Annotated in this window: 13 protein-coding genes; all 13 read left to right on the forward strand. The window is 53.5% G+C overall.

Annotated features, from left to right (window positions below; all coding sequences use genetic code 11):
- Positions 1-41 precede the first annotated feature (41 nt).
- The 13 genes from NSU14_RS04715 to recO all read left to right on the forward strand — a co-directional run bounded on the left by NSU14_RS04715 (position 42) and on the right by recO (position 12,539).
- Positions 42-1,382 (forward strand): NfeD family protein, encoded by a 1,341-nt coding sequence (locus NSU14_RS04715; RefSeq protein ID WP_340948885.1) that lies wholly within the window; start codon positions 42-44, stop codon positions 1,380-1,382.
- 87 nt (positions 1,383-1,469) lie between these two features.
- Positions 1,470-2,471 carry a flotillin-like protein FloA gene (gene floA, locus NSU14_RS04720; protein ID WP_039310446.1) on the forward strand — a complete coding sequence of 334 codons (1,002 nt, stop codon included), beginning with the start codon at positions 1,470-1,472 and terminating at the stop codon, positions 2,469-2,471.
- Between the two features lie 16 nt (positions 2,472-2,487).
- On the forward strand, positions 2,488-3,102 hold the full coding sequence (locus NSU14_RS04725) for a hypothetical protein (protein ID WP_076245020.1): 615 nt from the start codon (positions 2,488-2,490) through the stop codon (positions 3,100-3,102).
- A 263-nt stretch (positions 3,103-3,365) separates the two neighbouring features.
- Positions 3,366-3,659: a sporulation protein YqfC gene (yqfC, locus tag NSU14_RS04730; RefSeq protein ID WP_039304110.1), complete on the forward strand. Its 294-nt coding sequence runs from the start codon at positions 3,366-3,368 to the stop codon at positions 3,657-3,659.
- A complete protein-coding gene (gene yqfD / locus NSU14_RS04735; RefSeq protein ID WP_076245018.1) occupies positions 3,656-4,837 on the forward strand; it encodes a sporulation protein YqfD in 1,182 nt (393 codons plus the stop codon). Before yqfC ends, yqfD begins: the two co-directional genes overlap by 4 nt.
- A gap of 15 nt (positions 4,838-4,852) precedes the next feature.
- The gene (locus NSU14_RS04740; protein WP_039304117.1) at positions 4,853-5,824 is read left to right on the forward strand and encodes a PhoH family protein; all 972 of its coding nucleotides are present in this window, start codon (positions 4,853-4,855) and stop codon (positions 5,822-5,824) included.
- Between the two features lie 17 nt (positions 5,825-5,841).
- On the forward strand, positions 5,842-8,121 hold the full coding sequence (locus tag NSU14_RS04745) for an HD family phosphohydrolase (protein ID WP_076245016.1): 2,280 nt from the start codon (positions 5,842-5,844) through the stop codon (positions 8,119-8,121).
- A complete protein-coding gene (gene ybeY, locus NSU14_RS04750; protein WP_076245014.1) occupies positions 8,093-8,596 on the forward strand; it encodes an rRNA maturation RNase YbeY in 504 nt (167 codons plus the stop codon). The genes NSU14_RS04745 and ybeY overlap by 29 nt, the downstream gene beginning before the upstream one ends.
- A complete protein-coding gene (locus NSU14_RS04755; RefSeq protein WP_042139429.1) occupies positions 8,596-8,991 on the forward strand; it encodes a diacylglycerol kinase family protein in 396 nt (131 codons plus the stop codon). Before ybeY ends, NSU14_RS04755 begins: the two co-directional genes overlap by 1 nt.
- A gap of 331 nt (positions 8,992-9,322) precedes the next feature.
- Complete coding sequence (locus NSU14_RS04760) at positions 9,323-9,742, forward strand: cytidine deaminase (RefSeq protein ID WP_039304130.1); 420 nt, start codon at positions 9,323-9,325, stop codon at positions 9,740-9,742.
- An 860-nt stretch (positions 9,743-10,602) separates the two neighbouring features.
- Positions 10,603-11,496, forward strand: a complete 894-nt coding sequence (gene era, locus NSU14_RS04765; protein ID WP_039304132.1) for a GTPase Era — start codon at positions 10,603-10,605, stop codon at positions 11,494-11,496.
- Between the two features lie 107 nt (positions 11,497-11,603).
- Positions 11,604-11,747: a YqzL family protein gene (locus NSU14_RS04770; RefSeq protein ID WP_076244089.1), complete on the forward strand. Its 144-nt coding sequence runs from the start codon at positions 11,604-11,606 to the stop codon at positions 11,745-11,747.
- A gap of 36 nt (positions 11,748-11,783) precedes the next feature.
- Positions 11,784-12,539, forward strand: a complete 756-nt coding sequence (gene recO / locus NSU14_RS04775; protein ID WP_076244088.1) for a DNA repair protein RecO — start codon at positions 11,784-11,786, stop codon at positions 12,537-12,539.
- Positions 12,540-12,602 lie beyond the last annotated feature (63 nt).

Below are 12,602 nucleotides of genomic sequence, written 5' to 3' on the forward strand. Positions count from 1 at the left end.
TGAAAAAGTTACGCATAGGGGTCTTGTCCTGTATAGCCGCGATGATGATTCTGCTGATTCTGCCGTTAGCGGGCAGGGTCCATGCAGATAATGAAGCGGTTCGCGCGCCGGCTGCGGCTGCGGGTACAGTTGTGGGCGGTCCTGTGTTTATCATTCCGGTGGATCAGGAGATTGAGCGCGGATTGCAGAGCTTTCTGGAACGCGGATTTCAGGAGGCTGCCAATTACGGCGCGGTTCTGATTGTGCTGGAGATTGACACACCGGGCGGCCGGGTGGATTCAGCTGAACAAATCGGAAATATGGTCAGGGACAGCAAAATTCCTACCGCGGCCTACATCAAAGGCGACGCCGCTTCCGCCGGCAGTTACATAGCGCTTAATGCTGGCGCCATTATCATGAAGCCGGGCAGTATGATCGGTGCCGCTTCACTGGTAGACAGGAATGGCAATAGCGTGGAAGACGCAAAAATGGTATCCTACTGGAAATCCAAGATGGTAGGAGCCGCATCGCTGAACGGGCGTGATCCGGAAGTGGCTGCAGGGATGATGGATATCAACCTGGTGGTGAACAAGCCCGAACTTGGCGTGGCCAAGGGGCAGGGGAAAATCATCGCTCTGAGCAGTGAGGAAGCGCTCCAGGCAGGTTATGCCGACCGTATTGCGGGTACAGCCAATGAGGCCATTACTTGGCTGGGTTATTCTACAGATGACATTTTTCGCGTAGAGCATACCGGTGCGGAGAAAATGTCGCATTTTCTGACGAATCCGGTTATTATGACGATTCTGCTCTTTGTCGGCATCGCCGGGGTGTTCATTGAACTGCTGGTACCCGGCTTTGGGGTGCCCGGAATTATCGGGACGCTGGCATTTGCTCTCTATTTCTTCGGGAACTATGTGGCTGGCTTCGCCGGGGCGGAGACGTTGCTGCTGTTCATTCTGGGACTCGTAATGCTGGTGCTTGAGCTGTTTGTGCCAAGCTTTGGTATTCTGGGGCTGCTGGGCTCTGTCAGCCTTGTGGCTGGTGTTGTAAGAGCTGCTTACAGCTTTACGCATGCGATGTTCAGTCTGGGCATTGCTTTTTCGGCAGCGGCAGTGGTGATTGTGATTGTGGCTGTGGTCTTCAAGGAGCGGGGGATCTGGAACCGGTTCATTCTCCAGGATAGCCTCACCAAAGAGCAGGGGTTTGTGCCTGTGACGGAGAAGCTGAGTTTGATCGGAGCTTCCGGAATCAGCGTAACTCCGCTGCGCCCGGCCGGAACTGCCGCTATTGGCGGCGAGCGGATTGATGTGGTGACAGAGGGCGGATTCATCGGCGCGCAAACCGCTATTTCGGTGGTAAAGGTCGAAGGCGGCCGGGTGGTTGTGAAGGAATCCGTGAAATAGCTGTACCTCTGTTATGAGCAGGCAGCAGCGTGTAATACTGTATGGAAATAAGGTTAATCCCAAAAAATAACGGAGGTTGTAAAGCGTATGATGGAAGCATCTATGATTACTTTTTTGTTGATCGCGGTTGTCGTGATCATTGTACTAAGCGTCTTCTTCAGCTTCTTCCCGGTCATGCTGTGGGTTTCGGCCTGGGCATCGGGCGTTCGAATCAGCATTATTACGCTGGTAGCGATGCGTCTGCGCCGGGTAACGCCAAGCCGGATTGTCAATCCGCTGATTAAGGCTACCAAGGCAGGGCTGGGCCTGAATATCAACCAGCTGGAGAGCCACTACCTTGCCGGAGGGAATGTAGACCGGGTAGTGAATGCGCTGATAGCGGCACAGAGAGCGGATATTCCGCTGGAATTCACCCGTGCTGCAGCCATCGATCTGGCCGGACGCGATGTGCTGCTGGCGGTTCAGATGAGCGTTAACCCGCGGGTCATTGAAACTCCGATTGTTGCGGCTGTGGCCAAGAACGGGATTGAGGTCAAGGTCAAAGCGCGGGTAACCGTCCGGGCCAATATCGACCGTCTCGTCGGCGGCGCCGGTGAAGAAACGATTATTGCCCGTGTCGGTGAGGGGATCGTAACCACAGTAGGTTCGAGTGATTCGCACAAGGATGTGCTGGAGAATCCCGATTCCATCTCGCGGACGGTGTTGTCCAAGGGTCTGGACTCTGGTACCGCTTTTGAGATTCTGTCTATAGATATTGCGGATATTGATGTTGGGAAGAATATTGGCGCGTACCTCCAAACCGAGCAGGCGGAGGCGGATAAGCGCATCGCCCAGGCCAAAGCGGAGGAACGCAGAGCCATGGCTGTCGCCCACGAGCAGGAGATGAAGGCCCGGGTGGTGGAGATGAAGGCGCTGGTGGTTGAAGCCGAATCCCAGGTACCGCTTGCGATGGCCGAAGCGCTGCGCTCCGGCAAGCTTGGTGTAATGGACTACATGAACCTCAAAAATATTGAGGCCGACACGCAGATGCGCGGCTCCCTCGGTAAATTAAACGACGGGGACGACAGCAGCCGTCCGCCCCACAAATAAAGGGATGTGATTTCCCATGAGCAGCATACTCTACATCGTTGTCATTGCGGTGATCGCGGTCATCAGTAACTGGAACAAAAATAAAGGCAAGTCCGCCCCGCGCGGCGGCATGCCTACCTTTGGCGGCGGGGGCGAAGGCGGTCCGCTGCGCCGCCCCCGTGCTCCCGCCCGGACAGCGGATAGCGGGCGCCCTGAACGTCCGGGCAGCGGATTTCCGGAGCCCGGGGGGCGCCGGGGGAATTCGGGCCGGCCTGATCCCGCGCCGGAAGAGCGGGAATACGATGCTTCGCCGGCGTGGCCGGAGCGGGCAGAGCAGCCTTCGCCTGACTATGAGACAGGCGAAGGGATGTCCATGGAGCAGACCGGCGATATGGACGGTGTGCAGGCGCGGACAGAACGCATGCAGCGGGAGCTGGAGCGGCTGCAGGCGGCTTTTGACGGCATGGCGGCTGCAGTACCTTCCACAGGCACAATGACTGCCGGAGAGGGCGCCAGTCCGTCTCAGGCGGGTACAGGGCAACATCCGCTGGTGCAGGACCGTGAGGCGCTGCGCAGCGGCCTGATGTGGGCGGAGATTCTGGGACCGCCCCGTTCCCGGCAGCCGCATGCCTCTGTCCGCAAGGAAGGCTGAACCCCCGGCAGAAGAGCGGCTGCTTTGCACTGCGGTTACCTCTTTGCTTTGCCTGAAAGCTCGAATTTGCTCCTTAAGAGGAGCAGATCCGGGCTTTTTGCCGTGTTATCCTGTGGACTTATCCTGCAGAATCCGCTGCATATACCACTGCCTGACTGATGGAGCAGCAGGAGCCTCCCGGTACAAATGATGTGAGTTCTTCTCATAAACAAACGCCCTCCAGCATAAGGTGTACAGAAGGCAGGAAGGGGGAGCGTCTATATATGACCCGTATTGGCCGCAGGCTGCGGGGATGGACAAACGGGGTACTGGATCTTCCGCAGGATGTGCTGCAGGAGATGCCCCGGATCACCCTGATCGGCAATAAGGAATTGTATATTGAGAACCACCGCGGCGTGCTGCATTTCTCATCGGAGCAGCTCAGGCTGGCGTTGGCCAAGGGATATCTGGAGATTTCCGGTGAAGGGCTGGTCATCCGCAATATTCTGGGCCAGGAGCTTGCCGTTGAAGGTATTATCGGTGAAATCAGGTATAAGGAAAGTGGGGAGAATCCATGAAAGAGCCGCCTCTGTCATCGCTGCGGGGGTTCGTTACACTGCATGTGACGGGACCGCAGGTGGAGACCTTTATCAACGCTGTAACCGGAGCAGGCATCGTCATCTGGGATGTGAGGCCTGCCGGGGACGGCGCTTCGCTGAACCTGCTGCTGGATGATTTTTTCAGACTCCGTCCGCTCCTTAAGAAGACAGGCTGCCGGATGCATGTTACGGCCCGTAACGGAATTCCATTCCGGGCGGCCCGCTTGTGGAAGCGGAAGTTTTTTGCCGCAGGACTGCTGATCTTCGGTGTCGGGCTGCTGCTGCTGTCCTCTATGGTGTGGAGCATTAAGGTTGAAGGGAATACCCGCATTCCTACCGAGGACATTCTCGAAGCCGCACGCAAGGAGGGGGTGTACCCTTTTCAGTGGATTTGGCGGATGGAAGAGTCGGACAAGCTCTCCAGGGAGCTGACCACCCTTGTTCCGGGGCTGACGTGGGCAGGGTTTCACCGGACGGGGACGAGCATTACGATCCAGGTTGTCGAAGCCGACCGCCCGGAGACTAAGCCGCTACTCAGCCAGCGCCATCTGATCAGCAGGACGGATGCGGTTGTCACTGAAATCTATGCAGAGCAGGGCAGACCTGTGGTGAGCCGCAACTCCCGCGTCAAAAAAGGGGACATCCTCATCTCCGGAGCGCTGGGGGACGAGGAGAATACAGAGTTTGTAGTAGCCAAAGGCGATGTTAAAGGCCTGGTATGGCATGAATATAATCTTGAGGTGCCCCTCAAAAGAACGGGCAGTTCCTATACAGGAGAACGCAAAGACCGCACGTATCTCGTTCTCGGCAAATGGGCGGTGCAGCTGTGGGGGTACGGGGATTCCGGCTTTGAGAAGTCACGCACGCTTACGGAGCCCGATATGCTGTCCTGGCGGTCCTTTAAGCTGCCGCTGGGCATGATGACCGAGAAGGAGCTGGAGATTAAATATACCGCTGAAATGCTGACTCCGGAGGCCGCGCGGGAGGAAGGCCTGACGCGGGCCAAGAGTGATATTTTCGCGCGTTACGGTGCTGACAGCGTCATCAAAAGTCAAAAAATTTTGCATGAGAAGAAAGAGAATGGTAAAGTTTATATGAAAGTGCTGTTTGAGGTGGAAGAGAGAATCGCGGAAGAACTTCCGATAGTAAACAATTGAGGAGAATGAGGCTACTTGTCAGAACAGACTGCAAGCATTCGTATATCTTTGCAAAATGCGGGAGAAGCTCAATCCCTGTTCGGCCCGCAGGACGGATTCCTGAAAATTATCGAGAAAGAAATTCCGGCGGTTATCGACTCGCGCGAAGCTGAAGTTACCATACGCGGCGCTGAGCGTGAAGTGGACATGCTGGGCCAGCTGTTCAACGTGCTGCTGTCCCTGGTGCGGGGCGGTTACATACTAAGTGAACGCGATGTGCAGTACGCCGTAGAACTGGCGAAGGATTTCCGTGCCGATCAGCTGCTTGACCTGTTCAAAGGTGAAATTACAACAACTTTCCGCGGTAAACCCATCCGCGTCAAAACGATTGGCCAGAAACATTATGTGACAACCATCAAAAAGCGTGATATCGTCTTTGGCATCGGGCCGGCGGGGACAGGCAAGACTTATCTTGCCGTTGTGCTTGCGGTAACGGCGCTCAAGGAAGGGTCCGTCAAGCGCATCGTGCTGACGCGTCCGGCAGTGGAGGCAGGCGAGAACCTGGGCTTCCTTCCCGGTGATTTGCAGGAGAAGGTAGATCCGTATCTGCGGCCGCTCTACGACGCCCTATACGACGTTATGGGTCCTGATCAGGTGGCCAAGGCGCTGGAGCGCGGGCTGATCGAGATTGCGCCGCTTGCCTATATGCGCGGGCGTACGCTGGAGGACGCTTTTATTATCCTCGACGAGGCCCAGAATACGACACCAGAACAAATGAAAATGTTCCTCACCCGGCTGGGCTTCGGCTCCAAGATGGTCATTACGGGCGATGTTACCCAGATTGATCTGCCGCGCGGCAAGAAGTCAGGGCTGATAGAAGCCAAAGCGATATTATCCGGTATTGAGGAGCTCGGCTTTGTCTATTTTGCAGAACAGGACGTAGTCCGGCATTCCCTGGTGCAGAAAATTATCGTTGCCTATGACCGCTCTGCCGAAAACCTCCAATAAAAAAGGGGATTGTCTTCATGGCTTCAAAGCAACCATCGAAATTAAGCGGATTTGTATATAGCACTAACGGGTGGAAGTATAGCGCGGTCTCGCGCTATGCTCTTTTCCTGTTATTGGGGCTTGTCTTCTACTTCAGCCTGTCCTCTGATCTGCTGCCCAAAAAGTACGATATCAAAGAGGGTACACGCAGTGCCAAGGAAATCACGGCGCCCAAGCAAATCCCGGACACCAATGCCAAGCTGAAAGCCCAGGAAGAGGCGGCCGAGAATGTAACTAACCGGTATGCAATTATACCCATGCGGGCTGAGAATCTAGTAACCCTGCTGCTCGACCGGATTGACCGGCTGAATCAGGATGATACGATTTCACAAAGCGATAAGACGACGATCTACCGTGAGGAAATTCCGCGGCGGGCCAACGATTTTATTCTTAATTTTGTTGCTGCCAGCAGTAAAGCCGGAACGTATTCGGAGCATCTGCTCGCTGAAATGCAGTCGGTCATCAAGGACCAGGCCTATGTGATTCCTGAAGAAACGTATATTAAAATTCCGCGGCTAACCTCCCAGGATATCATTGAGATGAAGCCTGTTGCCCGGGATATTGTCACCAAACTGATGAATGACCAGATTACTGACGCCCAGACCGCGCGAGCTAAGGTGGCCGAGCAGGTCAGTGTCAGTTCGCTGAGCCAGCGGACCGCCCGTGAGGTTGTGCAGGAGCTGGTGCGGCTGGTCATTACAAGCAACAAGTTCTACGATGAGGATGCGACCAAGGAAGCGAAGGTGCAGGCCCGCCAGAATACACCTGATGTATTCATCGAGCAGGGGGATGTGCTGGTCGCCAAGAACCAGGAGATTACTCCGGAACTGTATGCCCTGCTGGACGAGAACGGCCTCTTGAGCAAAGAAGTTAATTATTGGCCGCAATTCGGACTGCTGCTGCTCTCCGTGCTGCTGTCTTTTGGCCTGATGACATTCATCCGCTACAACGGCGGTACATCCGGTTTCAAGTATAATAACTCCCAGCTGCTCATGCTGGTGCTGGTGTTTATAATTACAATTATTATGATGAAGCTGGCGGCATTCCTGCAGACGGATGTCCGGACGTATATAGGCTTCCTGGCTCCTGTAGCGATAGGCGCGATGCTGATCTCCATGCTGCTGGATATGACCTTGGCCTATTTCTGTTCCATTCTGTTCAGCGTTCTTGCCAGTATTATTCTGAATGTGCAGCAGAACACCGTATTTGATTTCACTTTCGGCTTCTTTGCACTTATTGTGAGCTATGTGGCTATTTTCTCCACCCATCGGGCAGGACAGCGCTCTACACTCCTGAAGGGCGGAATCATGGTCTCCCTGTTCGGCTGCCTGACGGTAGCTATACTGACCATGCTGGGCGGTGGTGTGTGGAATGAGACGCAGACGCTGTATTCCATCGGGTTCGCGTTTGCCAGCGGCCTGCTGACTGCCGTGCTGGTAATCGGCCTGATGCCATTCTTCGAAGCCACGTTCGGCATCCTGTCGGCGCTGAAGCTCGTGGAATTGTCTAACCCGAATCATCCGCTGCTGCGTAAGCTGCTTACGGAGACACCGGGAACGTACCATCACAGTGTTATGGTCGGGAACTTATCCGAGGCCGCTGCTGAAGCGATCGGTGCAGACGGCCTGCTGTGCCGGGTGGGTTCGTATTATCATGATATCGGCAAGACGAAACGGCCGTTCTATTTCATTGAGAACCAGAACAATATGGAGAACCCGCATGATTCGATTGAGCCCAAGCTGAGCAAATCCATCATTGTGGCCCACGCCCGTGACGGGGTGGAGATGCAGAAGGAGTACAAGCTGCCGAAGCCGATCCGCGATATCGCGGAGCAGCATCACGGCACGACATTCCTGCATTATTTTTATCATAAAGCACTGAAGATTGCGGAGGAGAAGGGTGTGGAGCCCGACTTCACGGAGGAGGACTTCCGTTATCCGGGACCGAAGGCACAGTCGAAGGAATCTGCAGTGGTCGGTATCGCCGACAGTGTGGAGGCCGCGGTCCGCTCCCTCCGCAAGCCTACTGTCGTGCAGGTAGAAACGATGATCGAGAAGATTATCAAAAGCCGGCTGGATGACCATCAGTTTGATGAATGCGACCTGACCATCAAAGAGCTGGACATTATTGCACGGACACTTAAAGAGACTGTAATGGGCATTTTCCATTCCCGGATTGAGTACCCCGAGGATGTGCGCAAGCCCAAAAAAGAGGAAGGGGCCATCAAAAATGAGCCTGAGCGTCGTTTGGAGCAATGAACAGGAAGATCATGAGATTAACGGCGAGCTGATCGCCCTGCTGGAGATCATTCTGCAGAAAGCGGGCAGCGCTGAAGGAATCGATGAGGGTGAAGTGGATCTTACCTTCGTTAATAACGAACGCATCCATGAGCTGAATCTGGAGTACCGGGGAATCGACCGTCCAACGGACGTGCTGTCCTTCGCGATGAATGAGACCGGAGAAGATGAGCCGGAAATTATATATGCTGTGCCCAATGGTGAGGGCGAGGTGCTGGAGGAAGTACCTAACGTGCTCGGAGATATCATTATCTCCGTAACGCGTGCGCAAGAGCAGGCGCTGGAATATGGACATTCGCTGGAGCGCGAGCTGGGCTTCCTGTTCGTCCACGGTTTCCTGCATTTGCTGGGATATGACCATCAGGATCCGGAATCTGAGGCCGAGATGATGTCTAAGCAGGAGAATGTTCTGGCTCAGGTCGGGTTGACACGCTAATGGTCAAGAACACGGCGGTCGGCCACAAAAAATTCTGGCATTCTTTTCGCTTTGCGGCTCATGGCATTGCTGCGGCTTTCCGGTCGGAGCTGAATATGAAGGTGCACAGCGGCCTCGCTGTTATTGTACTGGCTGCCGCCGCAGTATTCAGGCTCCCCCTGTCAAGCTGGATGCTGCTGCTTCTGGCGATTACGCTGGTGCTGACCGCCGAGCTGCTGAATACGGCGATTGAAGCGACGATTGACCTGGTGTCGCCGGAGATTCATCCCTTGGCCAAGAAGGCCAAAGATACCGCCGCAGGAGCTGTACTGCTTACGGCGGTGTTTGCTGTTATTACGGGAATCTATGTTTTTTATCATCCCGTGATGGACTGGATCACAAGTCTTATGTCATAATCAGTTTACAACTTCAGCTTAGGGAGAGGCGGATCCGCTTTGTGCGCTCCGTCATCTTTACTTAGAACCACAATACCAGGCCACGTTTAAGCGGCCGGTAGTGTACGAAGAATAATGGATGCGGTGCATGCTTATAAAGCGGGTTTTAGACGAAGAATAACCGAAGTGGTGGATGCTCACAAAACTAAGGTTATGCTTACGAAGTGAGTTTTGTACGAAGACTAATCGAAGTAGGATATGCTCACAAAACTAGGTCCATGCTTACGAAGTGAGTTTTGTAAGATGACTAATCAGAGAAGTATATGCTCACAAAACTTTTAGGAGGACAACTATGGATTCTGCTCTACTTCTTCAGGAAGCGATCAAGGCAAGAGCCAATGCATATATACCTTATTCCCGTTTCGGGGTCGGCGCTGCACTGCTGGACCAGGACGGGAATGTTCACCACGGCTGTAATATTGAGAATGCTGCCTACGGACCGACCAACTGCGGGGAACGGACCGCTATGTTTCGTGCGATTGCGGACGGGCATAAGCCTGGTACCTTCCGGGCTATCGCTGTAGTCGCGGATACGGACGGACCTGTCTCGCCTTGCGGCGTCTGCCGTCAGGTAATGGTTGAGCTGTGCGGCCCTGATATGCCGGTCATTCTCGGCAACCTGAAGGGCGACATCGTGGAGACTACAGTGCGCGACCTGCTGCCCGGCGCGTTCGGTCCTGCGGACCTGGAGCAGGGTCAGGCTCCGGAGTAGCAGCAAGACAGGTGAAGTATTTAGTTGGGTTTAATTATGCCTGTGATCATAGTTTAATTGTATTTTGTACAATTAGAATCCCGCTAAATCCGCTAAACTTCGATATAACTGCAAAAAGTACAACTATATTTGCTAGTTTGTCCAATAACAGCCTCTCAGTGAGGAAATAGTTGTACGAAATACATTTAAACCTGTAGAGTCTCTGATTCTAAACAGAATAAGTGTACAAAATACAACTAAGTTTGTTTTAGAGGGTTCAAGTATGGTTTAGGTGTTCAAGTAACCAGTCTTTTCCGCGCCGCAGTATAGCGTGTCAGTCACTTATTGCGCCGCAGTAAAGCGTGTTCCCGCAGGGAACTTAAGCGCTCATGCTCCAACCCCGCTTTCCCCGTGCCGGATGCTGAGTCCACGCCATTTCCGGGTGTCCAGAGGGCCGGGGCCCTTGGGGTCCCCCTTGGCTAAGGGGGACTTAGGGGGATCGAAAAGATTTGGAAGTATTGTTTTTGACCAAGCTTTGGGTTGTTCAAGTAACCAGTCTTTTCCGCGCCGCAGTATAGCGTGTCAGTCACTTATTGCGCCGCAGTAAAGCGTGTTCCCGCAGGGAACGTAAGCGCTCATGCTCCAACCCCGCTTTCCCCGTGCCGGATGCTGAGTCCACGCCATTTCCGGGTGTCCAGAGGGCCGGGGCCCTTGGGGTCCCCCTTGGCGAAGGGGGACTTAGGGGGATCGAAAGGTTTTGAAACGTTTTTGATCGAAACGTTTTTGATCGAAACGCTTTTGACCTAGTATCAAGGTTTCCAGATTGATCTAAAATGTTATGAACGTTTTTGACCAAGTTGTAAGATAAATAGGAGGATTATATGAAATTCAAATCAGGGTTTGTCGCCATTATCGGCAGACCGAACGTAGGCAAATCGACACTTATGAACCAGGTGATTGGCCAGAAGATCGCCATTATGTCGGACAAGCCGCAGACCACCAGAAACAAAATTCACGGGGTATATACAGCCAATAATTCGCAGATCGTATTCCTGGACACACCGGGTATCCATAAAAGACAGTCGAAGCTGGGCGATTACATGAACCAGACAGCGATGAGCACCCTGCATGAAGTGGAGGCTGTGTTGTTCCTGGTGGATGCTTCTGAGGGCATGGGCGGCGGTGACCGTTATATTGCGGAACAGCTGAACTCCATCAAGACGCCGGTCATTCTCGTGATGAACAAGATTGACAAAATCGAGCCCGAAGCGCTGCTTCCGATGATTACCGAATACAACAAGCTGCATGAGTTCGCCGAGATCGTGCCGATTTCTGCCAAAATGGGCAGCAATGTCAATACGCTGCTGGAGCAGGTGCAGAAGTATCTGCCGGAAGGCCCGCAGTATTATCCGGACGACCAGATTACCGATCACCCGGAGCAATTCGTCTGTGCGGAGCTGATCCGCGAGAAGATTCTGCATCTGACCCGCGAAGAGGTGCCGCATTCCATTGCGGTGGCGATTGAGGACATGAGCGTTGAACCGAATGGCGTAGTGCATATTTCAGCGGTTATTTTTGTGGAGCGCGATTCCCAGAAGGGGATCATTATCGGCAAGCAGGGTGCCCTGCTGAAGGAAGTCGGACGGCGTGCGCGGACGGATATTGAGAACCTGCTGGGTTCGAAGATTTTCCTGGAACTATGGGTAAAAGTGAAAAAAGACTGGCGCAATCAGGACCGCGTACTGCGGGATTTGGGCTTCCATAAAGACCAATAAACCTTCCCTCCGCTTCTACTTGGCAGGAATTGCAAGGATAGATCCCTGAGCTTCGTACATCCTACTTCTGAAGAGACATCGTGTTTCCGAAGAAAGGATGAATACGAATGCGGAACTTTTCGTGGAAGTATTTTGCAATGACTGGAGATGTCGATGCTTATTTGCTGTACAGAGAAGCTGGGGATTCGCCGGAGAGCAGCGGACCGCTGCCGGCGGAGGAAGAGATGGTCACTGATGAAGAAGCACAATAAGGACTGGTTGCTTGCCGAGTGGTTGGGAGAAGAGGCATGCTATACAGGGTGGAAGGGATCGTCATCCGCAGCATGGACTACGGCGAAGGGAACGCAATTATTACGCTTTGCACCGAGAACGCCGGTAAAGTAGGTGTTCTGGTACGGGGCGCCAAGAAGGTGAAAAGCCGCCATGCTGCCCTGATCCAGTTGTTCACAACAGGAGAATTTGTATTTTTTCGTAACAATGGAGGACTCGGAACACTGAATGCCGGGGAGATCACGAAGTCCCATCATCCGCTGCGTGAGGATCTTGTCAAAGCGGCGTATGCATCCTATGCCTGCGAGCTGCTTGACCGGGTATTGCATGATGAAGAGACGGGAAGCTTTTGGTTCCGTCAATTAAGCGCCTGCCTGAATGCACTTGAAGAAGACAAAGAGCCCGGCATCATCATAAATGTTTTTGAAATGAAAGTGCTGCAGGCGGCAGGCTATGGCCCGCAGCTTGATACCTGTGTAGTCTGCGATATGGACAAGCCGGATGAGGAGCTTAGAATCAGTCCGCGTCTTGGCGGTGTAATCTGCCGCAGCTGCCGGCATAATGATCCTCCCGCGATGGAGATTTCTCCGCGTGCACTGAAGCTGCTGCGTCTATTCGCGCTACTTGATCTGACCAGACTTGGCAATGTGGATGTGAAGCCAGAGACACGCGCAGAGCTCAAGGCCATTATGCGGGCATTTATGGATATGCAGCTGGGGCTCCGGCTGAAATCGCAGAGTTTCCTTGATCAGCTTGATAAATACAATATTTGACGAAATGCGAAATATCCGTTACTATAAGTTCAGTTTCTTTTTACAGCAATTTATAGGAATGCC

The sequence above is a fragment of the Paenibacillus sp. FSL R10-2771 genome, from assembly GCF_038000205.1.
In the GTDB taxonomy this organism is placed as follows: domain Bacteria; phylum Bacillota; class Bacilli; order Paenibacillales; family Paenibacillaceae; genus Paenibacillus_AQ; species Paenibacillus_AQ phytohabitans.

Excerpts from the sequence above, each read along its gene's own strand:
- NSU14_RS04715 (WP_340948885.1), top strand. The coding sequence starts at position 42 with ATGATGATTCTGCTGATTCTGCCGTTAGCGGGCAGGGTCCATGCAGAT.
- floA (WP_039310446.1), top strand. The coding sequence starts at position 1,470 with ATGATGGAAGCATCTATGATTACTTTTTTGTTGATCGCGGTTGTCGTG.
- NSU14_RS04725 (WP_076245020.1), top strand. The coding sequence starts at position 2,488 with ATGAGCAGCATACTCTACATCGTTGTCATTGCGGTGATCGCGGTCATC.
- yqfC (WP_039304110.1), top strand. The coding sequence starts at position 3,366 with ATGACCCGTATTGGCCGCAGGCTGCGGGGATGGACAAACGGGGTACTG.
- yqfD (WP_076245018.1), top strand. The coding sequence starts at position 3,656 with ATGAAAGAGCCGCCTCTGTCATCGCTGCGGGGGTTCGTTACACTGCAT.
- NSU14_RS04745 (WP_076245016.1), top strand. The coding sequence starts at position 5,842 with ATGGCTTCAAAGCAACCATCGAAATTAAGCGGATTTGTATATAGCACT.
- ybeY (WP_076245014.1), top strand. The coding sequence starts at position 8,093 with ATGAGCCTGAGCGTCGTTTGGAGCAATGAACAGGAAGATCATGAGATT.
- NSU14_RS04755 (WP_042139429.1), top strand. The coding sequence starts at position 8,596 with ATGGTCAAGAACACGGCGGTCGGCCACAAAAAATTCTGGCATTCTTTT.
- NSU14_RS04760 (WP_039304130.1), top strand. The coding sequence starts at position 9,323 with ATGGATTCTGCTCTACTTCTTCAGGAAGCGATCAAGGCAAGAGCCAAT.
- era (WP_039304132.1), top strand. The coding sequence starts at position 10,603 with ATGAAATTCAAATCAGGGTTTGTCGCCATTATCGGCAGACCGAACGTA.
- NSU14_RS04770 (WP_076244089.1), top strand. The coding sequence starts at position 11,604 with ATGCGGAACTTTTCGTGGAAGTATTTTGCAATGACTGGAGATGTCGAT.
- recO (WP_076244088.1), top strand. The coding sequence starts at position 11,784 with ATGCTATACAGGGTGGAAGGGATCGTCATCCGCAGCATGGACTACGGC.